The sequence below is a fragment of the Kitasatospora albolonga genome, from assembly GCA_002082585.1.
Lineage (GTDB): Bacteria > Actinomycetota > Actinomycetes > Streptomycetales > Streptomycetaceae > Streptomyces > Streptomyces stephensoniae.
Map to the genome: position 1 here is coordinate 5,500,721 of CP020563.1, position 14,658 is coordinate 5,515,378.

Genomic DNA, 14,658 nt, shown 5'->3' on the forward strand with positions numbered 1-14,658 from the left:
TCTCGCCACGAAACGTCGAGCGGGGGGAATGCCGTGAATCCGGAGTACGCCGCGTACTGCCAGGCGGACCGCCGCTTCTACGACGCACCCCACCGTTCCCTCGAAGCGGGCGCCGAGGAGCGGACGTTCTACGCCTCGGTCCGGCGCGCGGCCCCCCAGGGGTGGACCCGCTCCCGGCGCGGTGACTGGCTCTCCTACAGCCCGGACGGGCTGCGGCTGCCGGCCCAGGGCTGGAAGATCCACATATCGGCCGCCGCCGACAACGCCGCATCGGTCCTCGAACGGGTGCTGGAGCACTGTCTGTCGCACCGGCTGCCCTTCAAGTGCGTACCGTCCCCGGGCCTGTTGAACCTGCGGAACTCCAAGTACGCGGACCGGGCGGGGAGCGGCAAGTTCATCACCGTGTATCCGCACTCCGAGGACACGTTCCCCGAGGTATGCGGCGCCCTGATGGAGCTGCTGGACGGCGAGCACGGCCCGTACATCCTCAGCGATCTGCGGTGCGGGAACGGACCGGTGCACACGCGGTACGGGGCGTTCGCCGCGCGCTTCTGCACCGGCCCCGACGGGCGGCCCGTGCCCGCCGTCGCCGATCCGCAGGGCCGTCTGGTCCCCGACGACCGGGGTCCGGCCTTCCGGGTGCCCGCCTGGGTGACCCCGCCGGACTTCCTGCGCCCGCACCTCGAGGCCCGTGCCGCCGTGGGCCTCGGCGACCTGCCGTACACCGTCGAGAAGGCGCTCCACTTCTCCAACGGGGGCGGCGTCTACCTCGGCCGGGATGCCCGCACCGGGGAGCAGGTCGTCCTCAAGGAGGCCCGCCCGTACGCCGGGCTCGCCGCCGACGGGGCCGATGCAGTGGCCCGGTTGGGGCGCGAGCGGACCGCGCTGGAGCGACTGGCCGGACTGGAGTGCGTACCGGCCGTGCACGACGCGTTCGAGGTCGGCGGCCACCACTTCCTGGTCCTCCAGTATCTGCCGGGCGCCACCCTCAACACCGTCTTCGCCCGCCGCTTCCCGCTCGCCCGGCAGAACCCGGCCCCCGGACTGCTCGCCGAACACGCGGCGTGGGCAGAGGAGTTGTACGGGAAGGTCGAGCGCGCCGTCGAGGCCGTACACGCCCGGGGCATCGTCATCAGCGACCTGCACATGAGCAACGTCATGGTCGACGAGGAGTCCGGCCGGATCGCCCTGCTCGACTTCGAGGCCGCCTCCCCGGCCGCCGACCGGCGCCGCCAGATCGTCGCCAACCCGGCCTTCGTCGCCCCGCCCGACCGGCGCGGCACCGACATCGACCGGTACGCGCTGGCCTGTCTGCGGCTCGCGCTGTACCTGCCGCTCACCACCCTCTTCGGCATCGACCGCACCAAGGCGGCCGGGCTCGCCCGCGAGATCGCACGCGTCTTCCCGGTCACCGAGGAGAGCCTGCGGCCCGCGGTGGAGGAGATCCAGCGGGGTACGGGAATGAGCACGGGGACGAGCGTGGCCACGGGGGCGGCGGCGAGTACGGGGGCGCGTACGGCCACGGTGTCGGAGGTGGGTACGAGGGTGCGTACGGGCGCGGGGTCGGAGGCGGGTGCGGGCGCGGGGGCCGCTGGACCGATTCCGGCCGCTCCCGGTGACTGGCCGGCCGCCCGTGACTCCATGGCCCGCGCCATCGCCGCCTCCTGCACTCCCGACCGCGACGACCGATGTTTTCCCGGCGACATCGCCCAGTTCGCCACGGCGACCGGCGGCCAGTCCTTCGCGTACGGCGCGGCCGGAGTCCTCTACGCCCTCCACGAGACCGGCGCCGCGCGGTGCGAGCCGGGCGAGGAATGGCTGCTGCGGCAGGCCAAGGACCCGGCCTCCGGCTCCCCGCTCGGCTTCTACGACGGGCTCACCGGCATCGCCTGGACACTGAACCGGATCGGCCGCACGGCGGAGGCCGCCGATCTCCTCCGGATCGTCCTGGACCAGCCGCTGGAGGGCCTGACGCCCGGACTGCACAGCGGTTACGCCGGTATCGGCCTCGCCCTCGACGACCTGGCCCGCACCGCCCCCGCCGACGGGGCCCCGGCGCTCGCCGCGGCCGCCGGACGCTGCACCGCCCTCGCCGTACGCGCCCTGGTGGATGGCCCGCCGTCCCCGCGCACCGGCCTCCTGCACGGCGCGACCGGAGTGGCCCTGCTGCTCATCCGCCGGTACGGCACCACCGGGGACACCGCCCTGCTCGACCTGGCCGCCGCCGCCCTGCGCCGCGACCTGGACCGGTGCCGGGCCGGGGACGACGGGGAACTCCTCGTTGTCGAGGGCAAGCGGCTGATGCCCTACCTCGGAGCGGGCAGCGCCGGGATCGCGGCCGTCATCGACGCCTACCTGGCCCACCGCCCCGACGACGCGGAGCTGGCGACCAAGGGGCGCGCCCTGCTCCCGGCCGCGCTCTCCGCCTTCTACGTCCAGCCCGGGCTGCTGCGCGGCTCGGCCGGACTCCTCCTGCACCTGGCGGCCACGCCCCTGTGCGACGAGGAGACCCGGCAGCGGGCGATCCGCCTCCACACCGGTCTGCTGGCCGGTCACGCGCTCGCGTACGAAGGTGGACTGGCCTTCCCCGGCGAGCAGTTGATGCGGCTGTCGATGGACCTGGCCACCGGGACCGCCGGCTGCCTGCTCGCCCTGGGCAGTGCGCTGGGCGCCCCGCCGGGGCCGCCCGCCACGCTTCCCTTCCTCTCCGCTGCCGCTCCCCGCGCGGCGCACCCCGGCCGCGCGAGCGGCCCCACGGACCGGCTCCTTCAGGGGTCGTAGCAACACCACCGCTCAACACCCAGCCGGAGCAACGGGTTCCGGTTACCGTCCCAGAAAGGAAACACCATCATGGCGCTTCTGGACCTTCAGGCGATGGAGACCCAGGCGGAGGAGTCCTTCGGCGAGCTCGCCACGGGCAGCCAGGTCTCGCTGCTGGTCTGCGAGTACAGCTCGCTGAGCGTGGTCCTCTGCACCCCGTGACGCCCCGCCGCCCGCTCCGCCGGTGATCCCACCGGCGGGCCGGGCGGCCCGCCCGCCGGTCCCGAGCGGTTCGTCCGCCCGGGACCGGCGGCATGCGTCCGTACGTCCGTACATACCGATCGATACAGGTCGGGAAAGACCGATACGGGTCCGGAAAGGAAGACCACGTGCGGCTGAAACCCCGCCCCGGGACGCCCTCCGACACCCGGCGGCTCGCCCGGCGCCACCCGGCCGCCCTCCTGGCCCTCCTCCTCTGCTCCGTCGGCGGCGCGCTCGCCGCCCTCGCCCTGCCCGCCGCCCTCGGCCACACCGTCGGCCGGCTCGTCGACGGCGGGCCCGTGCCCTGGGCCGGGCTGCTGCTCTGCGCCGTACTGGTCCTCGCCGAGACCGGGCTCGACGCGTGCTCGGCCGTGCTGGGCGCCACCACCACCGCCCGGCTCACCGCCCACCTCCGCACCCGCACCACCGCCCGGGTCCTGGCCGCCGAACCCCGCCGCGCCCTCGCCGTGCCGACCGGCGACCTCACCGCCCGGCTCACCGCCCGCACCGCCGACGCCGCCGCCGCGCCCGTCACCGCCGCCGGAGCCGTCTCGGGCGTCCTGCTCCCGGTCGGCGCGGTCATCGGGCTCTTCCTCATCGACCCCTGGACGGCCGCCGCCTTCCTCCTCGGCGCCCCCCTCCTCATCGCCCTCCTGCACACCTTCACCCGCCGCACCGCCGACGCCGGGGCCGACTACCAGCGCGCCCAGTCCGTCATCGCCCACCGCCTCACCGAGGCGCTCGACGGCGCCGAGACCATCCGCGCCGCCCGCACCGGGGCCCGCGAGTACCGCCGCGTCCTCGAACCGCTCGGCGCCCTGGCGGTCCACGGCCGCCGCACCTGGACCGTGTACGGGCGGGCCGCAGGCCAGAGCGCCCTGCTGCTGCCCCTCCTCATGCTGCTGGTCCTCGCGGTCGGCGGACTCCGCCTCCACGCGGGCGCGATCGGCGTCGGGGACCTCGTCGCCGCCTCCCGGTACGCGGGCCTCGCCGTCGGCATCGGCGCCCTCACCGGAGCGCTCGGCGCCCTCGCCCGCAGCCGCGCCGCCGCCCGCACCCTGGACCCGCTGCTCACCCTGGACCCGCTGCCGCACAAGGGCCTCGGCCCGGTCCCCGGCGGCCCGGGCCGCCTCGAACTCCGGGACGTCGGCGTCGTACAGGACGGGAAGCCGCTGCTCGCGGGCGTGCACCTCGACGTCCCCGGCGGTACGTCCCTGGCCGTCGTCGGCCGCTCGGGCTCCGGCAAGTCGGTGTTCGCGGCGGTCGCCGGACGGCTGCTCGACCCGGACACCGGAACCGTGCTGCTGGACGGCGTCCCGCTGGCCGCCATGGACCCGGCCTTCCTACGCCCCGAGGTCGCCTACGCCTTCGCCCGCCCCGCCCTGCCCGGCACCACCGTCGAGGACACGATCGCCTTCGGGCCGTGGACCGCCGGGCCCGACGCGGTACGGGAGGGGGCCCGGGCCGCCCGCGCGGACGGGTTCGTCGGGCTCCTCCCGTACGGCTACGCCACCCCGCTCACCGGCGCCCCGCTCTCCGGCGGTGAACGCCAACGCCTGGGCCTGGCCCGCGCGTTCGCCCACCCGGGCCGCCTGCTGATCCTGGACGACGCCCTCTCCGGCCTCGACACCGTCACCGAGCACCACGTCCGTCGCGCCCTCGACGAGCGGGCCGGGCGCGCCACCCGCGTGATCGTGGCCCACCGCCTCTCCTCGGCCGCCCGCGCGGACCGGGTCCTCTGGCTGGAGAACGGCCGCGTCCGCGCGACGGGCCCGCACGAGGAGCTCTGGGCCGATCCGGAGTACCGGGCGGTGTTCCGTACGGAAGCGGAGGAGGCGGGCGACACGGATGCGGAAGCGGAGGCGCTTCCCCGGCCCCGTACGGAAGCGGGGGCGCGATGACGGCCCCGACGGAACCGGAACGAGCGGCGAAGGCGGAGGCGGATGTGGAGGTGAAGGCGGAGGCCCGGGTGAAGCGGAACGAACCCCTCCCTGGCCCCCGCTCCGGCCCCCTCCCTGGCCCCCGCCCCCGCTCCGGGCCCCTCGCCCGGGTCACCCGCGAGGCCCGCCCCTTCCTCCGCGCCCGTACCGGCACCGTCCTGCGGCTGGCAGGCTGGTCCCTGCTGGAGTTCGTCCAGACCTTCCTGGGCGGCTACGGCGTCGCCCGGGCCCTGGACCACGGCTTTCTCGCCGGACGCCCGCTCACCGGCCTCCTCTGGCTGGCCGTCGCCGCCGTGGCCGTCCTCCCCGCCCAGCTCGCCACCCGGGGGGTGTTCGGGCGCCTCGCGGACCTGGTGGAGCCGCTGCGGGACGGGCTGGTCCGGCGAGCCGTCTCCCGGGCCCTGTCCGGCGCCCTCGCGCACCCCGCCGACACCTCCGTCCGGTCGCTCTCCCAGGTCACCCACCAGAGCGAGATCGCCCGGGACGGCTGGGCCGGACTCGTCCTGACCCTGCGGTCGTTCGTGTTCACGGTGGCCGGGGCCGTGGCCGGGCTGCTGGCCCTGGAGCCGAGGCTCCTGCTGATCGTGGCGCCCCCGCTGGTCCTGGGCACCGGGCTGTTCCTGGCCACCCTGCCGCCGATGGCCGCCCGCCAGCGCGACTACCTCACCGCCGACGAGACGTACGCCGCCCACGCGGGCCGGACCGCCGCCGACCTGCGGGATCTCGCCGCCGCCGGGGCCGCCGACCGCACGGTGGCGGAGTCCCGGGCGCTGGCCGACGACCAGGTCCGCGCGGCCCGTTCGCTGGCCCGCTGGTCCGGCGTACGGGTGGTGGCACTGGCGGTCTGTGGCCGGTTCCCGCCGCTCCTGCTGCTGCTCTGCGCCCCCTGGCTGCTGCGCGACGGCCTCACCCCCGGCGCGCTGGTGGGCGCGCTGACGTACCTCACCCAGGCGCTGGCCCCGGCGGTCCATGCGCTGATGACCATGCTGTCCACGGTCGGCGGCCGACTGCTGGTGGTCCTGGACCGCTTCACGGACGCGCCGCCGCCCCCGGCCGAGGACAGCCCGGAACCGCAGGCAGCCGACGAGCCGCCTCCCGCCCGGCACACCACCCCTGGGGCCACCACTCCCGAGGCCGCCGTCCCCGTCGCCGAACTGGACGCCGTCACCTTCGCGTACGGCCCCGCCGCGCTCCCCGTCCTGGACCGGCTCTCCCTGAGCATCGCCCCCGGCGAGCACCTCGCGGTGATCGGGCCGAGCGGCAGCGGCAAGTCGACGCTGGCCGCCGTCCTCGCCGGGGTCGAACAGCCCACCGGGGGCGCGGTGCGGTGGCACGGGCGGCCGGTGCGCGCGGCCGACGCCACCTCCGTACGGGTCCTGCTGCCCCAGCACGCGTACGTGTTCACCGGCTCGCTGCGCGAGAACCTCCGCTATCTCCGCCCCGACGCGGACGACCGCTCCCTGGCCGCCACGATCGACGCGCTCGGCCTGGACCCCCTGCTCACCCGGCTCGGCTCCCTGGACGCGCTCCTGGAACCGGACCGGCTCTCCCAGGGCGAACACCAGCTCATCGCCCTGGGCCGGGCCCATCTGGCGGCCCCTCCGCTCATCGTGCTCGACGAGGCCACCAGCCGCCTCGACCCGGCCGCCGAGGCCCGCGCCGAGCGCGCGTTCGCCGCGCTGCCGGGCGCCCTGGTGGTCGTCGCGCACCGCCTCGGCTCGGCCCGCCGCGCCGACCGGATTCTCGTGATGGACGGGCCCCGCACCCGCTGCGGCACCTCGGCGGAGCTGCTGCGCTCCTCGGCCCTCTACCGGGACCTGGCCGGGCTCTGGGAGCCGGACGACGTCTCCGAGTGAAGGTCCTCCGCGAAGGGCCGGGTCACGGCCACCCCTGAAGTCCGTTCCCCTGAAGCCCGTTCCCTGGAGCCGGGTCATATCCAGCCCGCCTCCTTCGCCCGTCTGATGGCGTCCATCCGATTGCGCGCCCCGGCCTTGCGAATGGCGGCGGCGAGGTAATTGCGCACCGTCCCCGGGGTCAGATGCAGCCGCTCCGCGATACCGGAGACCGTTTCCCCGCGCTCGGCGATCGAGAGCACGCTCAATTCCCGGGGCGATAAGGGCATGTCGGCCACCTGCAACAGGCTGAACGCCAGTGACTCGTCGATATGCCGCCCGCCGTCGGCCAGTTTGTGCATGACCTCGGAGAGGTCGTTCACCGGCCGGTACTTGTCGATGTAGCCGCGGGCCCCCGCCTCGTAGGCCCGGCGCAGCCCCCGGGGCCGGTCGCTGCGGGTGAGCACGGCCAGGGGACACCCCCGGCCGCGCGGTTCGGCCAGCGACCTCACCTCCTCCAGGACGTCCAGGGCATCCGGACAGTCGAGGTCGGTGAGGAGCACATCCGGTCCTGTTCCGGCCAGTGCCGAACGTATCGCGCCCTGCTCGGAGGTCCGTACGTCTATTCCCTGCCCAGCACCGAGCAGGGAGGCCAGCGAGGCGCGCCACAGGGGCACGGTGTGGACCAGCAGAACGGTTGTCATCAGGCTGCCCTCGGCTTTTCTCTCCGGGCACGCACTCCAGGCGCATCGCAGAATGCGATGGTGTGTGCGCGTCGGGTGACGGGTCTCCAGTGGAGCGCATGAGCATTCGGGTACGCCGCGGAATTGGCGGATTCCCGTGCCTGTGTGGGCGCGGATGGGGGCGTTCGGGGGTACAGCGGGAGCGCACGGGGTGGCGGGAGGGTGGCTACCCAGCGGTGCAGGCGGACCGCCGGACCGGCCGGGGCGTCAGTTCAGCAGTGCGCGGGCCGCCTGGGCCTTGTGCCGGATCGTCTCGGCCGTCGTCGGCTCGATCGTGCCGAGCACCTCCGCGTACTCCTCCATCTCCGCCGCCCCGCGCTGGAACTCCCCGCGCTGGACCAGCAGCTGGGCCCGCTCGTAGCGCAGCCGTGCCGGGTGCGAGGGCAGGAGCAGGGAGAGGTCCACCGCCCAGAGGGCCACATCCGTGCGCTCGGGGCGGGCGGTGGCCCAGGCCCTGATGTTGTTGAGGATGCGCAGGACGATCTCCAGGGGCCGCGCGGGCGTCAGCATGGACGGTTCAAGGCGCGCCCCGGTCGCCCCGGTGACCAGGAGGTCCGCGTCCTCGCCGGTCAGCGGCGCGCCCCCGGCGAACGGGTCGACGAGCACCGGGTGCGCCGGGTCCCCGAAGCCGACCACGAAGTGGCCGGGCAGCGCCACCCCGTACACCGGGGCGCCCGCCCGCCGGGCGACCTCGATCCAGACCACCGAGAGCAGGATCGGCAGCCCCCGGCGGCGGCGCAGCACCTGCTGGAGGAGCGAGGACTCCAGCCGCTGGTAGTCGGCCGACGAGCCGCCGAACTCGTGCCGCTCACCCAGCAGTTCGGCCAGGGCGGAGGCCCAGTCGGCGGGGGTCTTCCCCGGCCCGTACGGCAACAGCCCGGCCAGCCGGTCCAGTTCGATCTGCGCCGCGTCGATCCCGTACGGGTCGGGGGAGACCTCCGCCGGATCGACCGGGCGCGGTTCCTCGGGTCCGACCGGGCCCGCCTCCGCGCCCAGCAGCAGGCAGAGCAGTGCGAGATCCGGCCGCTCGGACCGGGCCTCCTCGGCGAACTGCCGCCGCCTCTCCGTCGTACCGGAATCCTGCGCGCTCATATGCGACCCATGCCCCTGATCGTCCCTGCCGTCGTGCCGCCACCCCACCCCCGGCTCCGCTACGCGGGCCGGAAATGGTGGTAGCTGTGGTGCGTCGCGAAGCCCATCCCGTCGTACAGCGCCCGCGCACCCTCATTGTCCTCCTCCACCTGGAGCCAGGCCGCCGAAGCGCCCTCGTCCAGGGCCCGGCGGGCCAGCGCCGCCATCACGGCCGTGCCCAGTCCGCGCCGCCGCTGCCCGGGGGCGACCTCGACCGCCATGAACCCCGCCCACCGCCCGTCCACCACGCACCGGCCGATCGCGGCGGGCACCGCGTCCTCCTCCGCGCCCTCGTCCCCGCCCGCCACCGTGGCGAACCAGACCGAGGGGCCGCTGCCCAGCACCCGCAGGACATGGGGGCCGGGGGTGGTGAGGCGCTGGTAGCGCGAGAGCCACGCCCCGTCCGGCTCACGGGCCAGCCGTACCGCCGACACGTCCGCGTCCAGGTCCCCGACCGGCGCCAGCGCGGCGATCCGGACCTGGGCCGAGACCTCGCGCCGCCACCCGTGCCGCTCCAGCTCCGCGCAGAGCGCCTCCTGCGTGCCCTCGGCCCCGGTCGACGTCTGGATGTACGGGGGCAGGCCCCGCTCCTCGTACCACCGCTCGACCCGCCCGAACGCCTCACCGAGCGGCACCCCCGGATCACCGAGCGGCAGCGCGGAGTTGGCGCGCCGGGTGAACCCTCCGGCGGCGCGCAGCCGCCACTCGCCCAGGGGCGCGCTCTCCACCGGCTGCCAGGCCCGCGCGGTGACGGCGGCCAGCTCCGGGAAGGAGGCCGCCGGGCCCCGCCTGCGGGCCGGGGCGGCGGGGACGACCTTGCCCGCCACCAGGGACGATTCCAGGATGCGGACGGACTGCCCGTTCTTCCGTGTGATCGAGACCACGCCGTCGTCCCATGATGTGAGAACGCCGACCGTGTCGGTGAACTCCGCGCCCGCGCCACCCCCCTCGGAGCGCTGCCGAACGGAGACCCGTTTGCCCACGTCAGCCGGTGTGATGCGGACCTCCAGCCGTCCGCCGATGGTGAATTCCACAGCTCTGTCCGCCCCTCCTGTTCGGATCGTGCCCGAGAACGGAGATACTAGGGGCGGGCATCGACGACGCCGCGCTCCCGCGCGAGAGCCAACGCCCTACCGAGGAGGAACGACAGCGTGACCTACGTCATCGCGCAGCCTTGTGTCGACGTGAAGGACAAGGCCTGCATCGAAGAGTGCCCCGTCGACTGCATTTACGAGGGCCAGCGGTCCTTGTACATCCACCCGGACGAATGCGTCGACTGCGGAGCCTGCGAGCCGGTCTGCCCGGTCGAGGCCATCTTCTACGAGGACGACACTCCGGAGGAGTGGAAGGACTACTACAAGGCGAACGTCGAGTTCTTCGACGATCTCGGCTCGCCGGGCGGTGCTTCCAAGCTCGGTCTCATCGAGCGCGACCACGCGTTCGTCGCCGGACTGCCGCCGCAGAACCAGTAGCAGGCGGCACCACGTGCGCAGCCCGGTCCCGTACGGCTTGTCACCGTGCGGGACCGAGGCGTATCCCCGTACGGCCACGGCCGCTGCCCATCCCTGAACAGTCCGAGAAAGCCCCAGAGAGCTCCGAGAAAGCAGAGTCCCGTGTCCGCAGTCTCCTCCCGCCTCCCGGTCTTCCCCTGGGACAGGCTCACGCCGTACAAGACGACGGCCCAGGCCCACCCGGACGGCATCGTGGACCTCTCCGTCGGCACGCCGGTCGACCCGGTGCCCGAGGTGATCCGGCAGGCGCTCGTCGCCGCCGCGGACAGCCCCGGCTATCCGACGGTGTGGGGGACCGAGGCCCTGCGGGACGCGCTCACCGGCTGGGTGGAGCGGCGGCTCGGCGCGCGAGGGGTGACGCACGCCAACGTGCTGCCGGTCGTCGGCTCCAAGGAACTGGTGGCCTGGCTGCCGACGCAGCTCGGGCTCGGCCCCGGCGACAAGGTCGCCTACCCGCGCCTCGCCTACCCGACGTACGAGGTCGGCGCCCGGCTCTGCGGCGCGGAGCCCGTCGTCTACGACGACCCGACCGAGCTGGACCCGGCCGGGCTGAAGCTGCTCTGGCTCAACTCGCCCTCCAACCCGACCGGCCGGGTGCTGGCCAAGGACGAGCTGGTCCGGACCGTCGCCTGGGCGCGCGAGCACGGGGTGCTGGTCTTCAGCGACGAGTGCTACCTGGAGCTGGGCTGGGAGGCCGAGCCGGTCTCGGTGCTCCACCCGGACGTCTGCGGCGGCCACTACGACGGGATCGTCGCCGTCCACTCGCTCTCCAAGCGCTCCAACCTGGCCGGGTACCGGGCCGCGTTCATCGCGGGTGACGCGGCCGTCCTCGGCGAGCTGCTGCTGATCCGCAAGCACGGCGGGATGATGACGCCCGCCCCCGTCCAGGCGGCCACCGTCGCCGCCCTCGGGGACGACACGCACGTGGCCGAGCAGCGCGTCCGGTACGCGGACCGCCGCCTGGCCCTGCGTACGGCCCTGGAGGCGCACGGCTTCCGGATCGAGCACAGCGAGGCGAGCCTCTACCTCTGGGCGACCCGTGACGAGCCGTGCTGGGAGACCGTGGCGTACCTCGCGGAGCTGGGCATCCTCGTCGCGCCCGGCGACTTCTACGGCCCGGCGGGCGAGCGCTTCGTCCGGGTGGCGTTCACCGCGACCGACGAGCGGGTGGCGGCGGCGGTCAAGCGCCTGACCTGAACCCGGGGACGCGTGAGGGCCCGGGGAGTGCGCACTCCCCGGGCCCTCACGCATGTGTTCGTACGGCGGTGGCTCGGCTCCCGTACGTCGTACGGCGGTGAGTCGGCTCCCGTACGTCGTACGGCGGTGGGTCAGCCGATCGGCAGGCCACCCAGCGGCAGGCCGCCGGTGGGCAGCCCGTCCGTGGGCAGGCCGCCCTGGGTGAGGGCGTCGGTGGGCAGCCCGCCACCGGCGGCGTCGGCCACACCGCCGACGGCCTCGCCCGCCTGGCCCGCGGTCTGGCCTGCGGTCTCCTGGGCGGCCGGGGCGGCCACCTTGGCGGTGTTGCCGACGGTCTTGCCCGCGGCCGGCACGGCGGTGCCGACGATACGGCCGCCGGTGTCACCGGCCGCCTGGGTGCCCTGCTGGGCGGCGCTGTCCAGGGTGTTGCCGACGCTCGCACCGTCCAGTGCGGTGAGGCCGCCCAGGTCCGGGGTCTGCGGGAGCTCTGCGGCACCTGCGGCACCGGCCGCACCGACCACGGGGACGACGCCTGCGGCGAACAGCAGCGCGGTACGAGCGATCCGACGGGGCAGGGGGAGGGACATGGTGCTCCTTCGACGAGGTCCGTGAGGTCTGTCCGGTCGATCCGGACGCACTGACAACCGGTCGGAGGGGAGGGAAAGTTGCGGCGGGCCAAGGTAAAGAGTGAGTAATGCGTCCGATAATCCGCAGCGGAGGAACCCGGGCAAACGCAGCATTCCGCAGGCGTGCGACGAACCGTCACTTCCCTTGGGAGGCAAGGGAATCGGTGCGGGACGAACGGAAGGGGAAAGGGGGCGCCGAAACGGGTCCGGGAGCGAGGTCTCAGGACCCGTACGGGTGACGCTTCGCACTCCTGGGCGCCCTGCTGTGCGGCTTGTTGGGTGACTTACCGGGCCGACCCTGCCGGGCGGCTTACCGGGAGCCCTGCCGGTGACCTGCTGAGCGGCCTGCCGGGCGACCTGTTGTGCGGTCCTACTCGGCGGCGACCCGGATCGCGACGGCCGTCGCGTCCGGTTCCTTGTCCTTCGCGTCCTCCGTACGCCAGCCCGAACCGGCCTCCCAGACCCGGTCGGCATAGCTCACGCGCTCGATCCGCAGCTCCTGGGAGTGCGCCACCGCCCAGTGCGCCAGCTCCCAGCCGCGCCGGGGAGCGCCGTCGGACGTGGCCCGGGCCGCCGCCGGTACGGGCACCGAGACGGTGGCGGCGGCCGGGGACCCCGCGGCCTTCGCGGTCGGCAGGACGTCCTTGCCGAAGGTACGGATCAGCTCCGCCCGCACCTTCGCCGCGTCCCCCGGGCCTTGGCCGGTCTTCTGCGACGGTGTGCAGTTCAGCGCGGTGGGCTCGCGCCCGGTCAGCGCGGCGGCCAGCAGCGCGGCGTCCGGCTCGTGCTTCGCGTACGCCTGCGGGAACCCGCTGCGCTGCACGCGCTGCGCGGCCACGGTCAGCGGGAGCCGCGAGTAGCCCGGGACCTCGGCGAGGTGGTCGTAGAACTCCCCGGCCGAGTACACCGGGTCCATGATCTGCGCCACGGTGCCCCAGCCCTGCGAGGGGCGCTGCTGGAACAGGCCCACCGAGTCCCGGTCCCCGTAGTCGATGTTGCGGAGCGTGGACTCCTGGATCGCCGTCGCGATGGCGATCGTCACCGCCCGCTCCGGCATCCCGCGCGTGGTCCCGACGGCGGAGATCGTCGCCGCGTTCGCCGCCTGGTGCAGGCTCATCTCGTACACGTGGTCCCCGTCGGCGGCGCGGACCACACAGCGCGGTACGGCCTTGGTGTTCGAGGAGTCGTACTGCACGGCCAGATAGCCGCCGAGCGCCGCGAGCACGGCGAGGGCGGCCGTGTAACGGAGGAGGCGGCTGCGGCGGCGGGGGCTGGCTGTCCGGGGCACGGCCCCACCGTACTGGAGGGTTCGGCCGGGGCCGATACCCCAGTCCCGCCTGGGGCGATACCCCGGTCCTGCGGGGGCCGATACCCCAGTCCTGCCCGGGCCGATACCCCGGTCCTGCGGGGTCGGCACCCCGGTCCCGCCCGGGCCGATACCTCAGTCCCTCAGGCTCGTGGCCAGGTCGGGCGTACCGCCCTCCAGGGCCATGGCCGGGCCCCGCGCGCCGTCCTCTAGGGTCGTGGCCATGTCCGACAGCACGCTTGACCTGACCCTGGACGGCCCGGCGCTCACCGCACGGCTCGTCGACATCCCCTCGGTCAGCGGGGAGGAGAAGGCACTCGCCGACGCGATCGAGACAGCGCTGCGCGGCCTGCCCCATCTGACCGTCGACCGCCACGGCAACAACGTCGTCGCCCGGACGAACCTGGGCCGCGCCGAGCGGGTCGTGCTCGCCGGGCACATCGACACCGTGCCGATCGCCGGCAACGTGCCCTCCCGCCTCGACGAGAACGGCATCCTCTGGGGCTGCGGGACCACCGACATGAAGGCCGGGGTCGCCGTCCAGCTCCGGATCGCCGCGACGGTCCCCGAACCCAACCGCGACCTGACCTTCATCTTCTACGACAACGAAGAGGTCGCCGCCGACCTCAACGGCCTCGGCCACATCGCCACCGCCCACCCCGACTGGCTCGCCGGAGACTTCGCCGTCCTCCTGGAGCCCTCCGACGGCGAGGTGGAGGGCGGCTGCCAGGGCACGCTCCGGGTCCACCTCCGTACGGCGGGGGAGCGGGCGCACTCGGCGCGCAGCTGGATGGGGTCCAACGCCGTCCACGCCGCCGCCCCGATCCTGGCGAAGCTGGCCGCGTACGAGCCGCGCCGCCCGGTCATCGACGGCCTGGAGTACCACGAGGGGCTCAACGCGGTCGGCATCGAGGGCGGCGTCGCCACCAACGTCATCCCGGACGCCTGCACCGTCGTCGTCAACTACCGCTACGCCCCCGACCGCACCGAGGAAGAGGCCATCGCCCACGTCCGCGAGGTCTTCGCCGACTGCGGGGTGGCCGAGATCGTCATCGACGACCACTCCGGCGCGGCCATGCCCGGCCTCTCCCACCCCGCCGCCCAGGCGTTCATGAAGGCGGTCGGCGGCACCGCCCGGCCCAAGTTCGGCTGGACGGACGTCTCCCGCTTCGGCGGCCTCGGCGTCCCCGCGGTGAACTACGGCCCCGGCGACCCGATCTACGCCCACAAGCGCGACGAACACGTGGTGGCCGAGAAGATCACCCACTGCGAGGACCGCCTCCGCTCCTGGCTGAGCAGCTGACCGGCTGACCTTCCGACGTACGGCATTCCCCCGTACGTAACCTCCGCC

Annotated in this window: 12 protein-coding genes; 7 read left to right on the forward strand and 5 right to left on the reverse strand. The window is 74.4% G+C overall.

Features of this window, described 5'->3' with window-relative positions; genetic code table 11:
• The first annotated feature begins 33 nt into the window (after positions 1 to 33).
• The 4 genes from B7C62_24445 to B7C62_24460 all read left to right on the forward strand — a co-directional run bounded on the left by B7C62_24445 (position 34) and on the right by B7C62_24460 (position 6,817).
• A complete protein-coding gene (locus B7C62_24445) occupies positions 34 to 2,781 on the forward strand; it encodes a serine/threonine protein kinase (GenBank protein ID ARF75035.1) in 2,748 nt (915 codons plus the stop codon).
• A 69-nt stretch (positions 2,782 to 2,850) separates the two neighbouring features.
• A complete protein-coding gene (locus B7C62_24450) occupies positions 2,851 to 2,982 on the forward strand; it encodes a Lanthionine-containing peptide SapB (protein ID ARF75036.1) in 132 nt (43 codons plus the stop codon).
• Between the two features lie 167 nt (positions 2,983 to 3,149).
• Positions 3,150 to 4,922 carry an ABC transporter ATP-binding protein gene (locus tag B7C62_24455; protein ARF75037.1) on the forward strand — a complete coding sequence of 591 codons (1,773 nt, stop codon included), beginning with the start codon at positions 3,150 to 3,152 and terminating at the stop codon, positions 4,920 to 4,922.
• Positions 4,923 to 4,972: 50 nt separating this feature from the next.
• Complete coding sequence (locus tag B7C62_24460; GenBank protein ID ARF77357.1) at positions 4,973 to 6,817, forward strand: ABC transporter ATP-binding protein; 1,845 nt, start codon at positions 4,973 to 4,975, stop codon at positions 6,815 to 6,817.
• A gap of 74 nt (positions 6,818 to 6,891) precedes the next feature.
• On the opposite strand, the gene B7C62_24465 is transcribed toward B7C62_24460, so the two are convergent.
• The 3 genes from B7C62_24465 to B7C62_24475 all read right to left on the reverse strand — a co-directional run bounded on the left by B7C62_24465 (position 6,892) and on the right by B7C62_24475 (position 9,701).
• Complete coding sequence (locus tag B7C62_24465) at positions 6,892 to 7,497, reverse strand: DNA-binding response regulator (protein ARF75038.1); 606 nt, start codon at positions 7,495 to 7,497, stop codon at positions 6,892 to 6,894.
• Between the two features lie 246 nt (positions 7,498 to 7,743).
• Entirely contained in the window at positions 7,744 to 8,628 is an 885-nt protein-coding gene (locus tag B7C62_24470) for a hypothetical protein (GenBank protein ARF75039.1), read from the reverse strand.
• Positions 8,629 to 8,687: 59 nt separating this feature from the next.
• Positions 8,688 to 9,701 carry a GNAT family N-acetyltransferase gene (locus B7C62_24475; protein ARF75040.1) on the reverse strand — a complete coding sequence of 338 codons (1,014 nt, stop codon included), beginning with the start codon at positions 9,699 to 9,701 and terminating at the stop codon, positions 8,688 to 8,690.
• Between the two features lie 117 nt (positions 9,702 to 9,818).
• Between B7C62_24475 and B7C62_24480 the strand changes: the two genes are divergently transcribed.
• Positions 9,819 to 10,139: a ferredoxin gene (locus tag B7C62_24480; GenBank protein ARF75041.1), complete on the forward strand. Its 321-nt coding sequence runs from the start codon at positions 9,819 to 9,821 to the stop codon at positions 10,137 to 10,139.
• A 141-nt stretch (positions 10,140 to 10,280) separates the two neighbouring features.
• Positions 10,281 to 11,375, forward strand: a complete 1,095-nt coding sequence (locus B7C62_24485; GenBank protein ARF75042.1) for a succinyldiaminopimelate transaminase — start codon at positions 10,281 to 10,283, stop codon at positions 11,373 to 11,375.
• A gap of 131 nt (positions 11,376 to 11,506) precedes the next feature.
• Here B7C62_24485 and B7C62_24490 read toward each other — a convergent pair whose 3' ends face one another.
• Both B7C62_24490 and B7C62_24495 read right to left on the reverse strand, forming a co-directional pair.
• Positions 11,507 to 11,962 carry an ATP-binding protein gene (locus B7C62_24490; GenBank protein ARF75043.1) on the reverse strand — a complete coding sequence of 152 codons (456 nt, stop codon included), beginning with the start codon at positions 11,960 to 11,962 and terminating at the stop codon, positions 11,507 to 11,509.
• Positions 11,963 to 12,371: 409 nt separating this feature from the next.
• Positions 12,372 to 13,289 carry a hypothetical protein gene (locus B7C62_24495; protein ID ARF75044.1) on the reverse strand — a complete coding sequence of 306 codons (918 nt, stop codon included), beginning with the start codon at positions 13,287 to 13,289 and terminating at the stop codon, positions 12,372 to 12,374.
• A gap of 241 nt (positions 13,290 to 13,530) precedes the next feature.
• Between B7C62_24495 and B7C62_24500 the strand changes: the two genes are divergently transcribed.
• A complete protein-coding gene (locus B7C62_24500) occupies positions 13,531 to 14,610 on the forward strand; it encodes a succinyl-diaminopimelate desuccinylase (GenBank protein ID ARF75045.1) in 1,080 nt (359 codons plus the stop codon).
• Positions 14,611 to 14,658 lie beyond the last annotated feature (48 nt).

Excerpts from the sequence above, each read along its gene's own strand:
- B7C62_24450 (ARF75036.1), top strand. The coding sequence starts at position 2,851 with ATGGCGCTTCTGGACCTTCAGGCGATGGAGACCCAGGCGGAGGAGTCC.
- B7C62_24465 (ARF75038.1), bottom strand. The coding sequence starts at position 7,497 with ATGACAACCGTTCTGCTGGTCCACACCGTGCCCCTGTGGCGCGCCTCG.
- B7C62_24470 (ARF75039.1), bottom strand. The coding sequence starts at position 8,628 with ATGAGCGCGCAGGATTCCGGTACGACGGAGAGGCGGCGGCAGTTCGCC.
- B7C62_24490 (ARF75043.1), bottom strand. The coding sequence starts at position 11,962 with ATGTCCCTCCCCCTGCCCCGTCGGATCGCTCGTACCGCGCTGCTGTTC.
- B7C62_24500 (ARF75045.1), top strand. The coding sequence starts at position 13,531 with ATGTCCGACAGCACGCTTGACCTGACCCTGGACGGCCCGGCGCTCACC.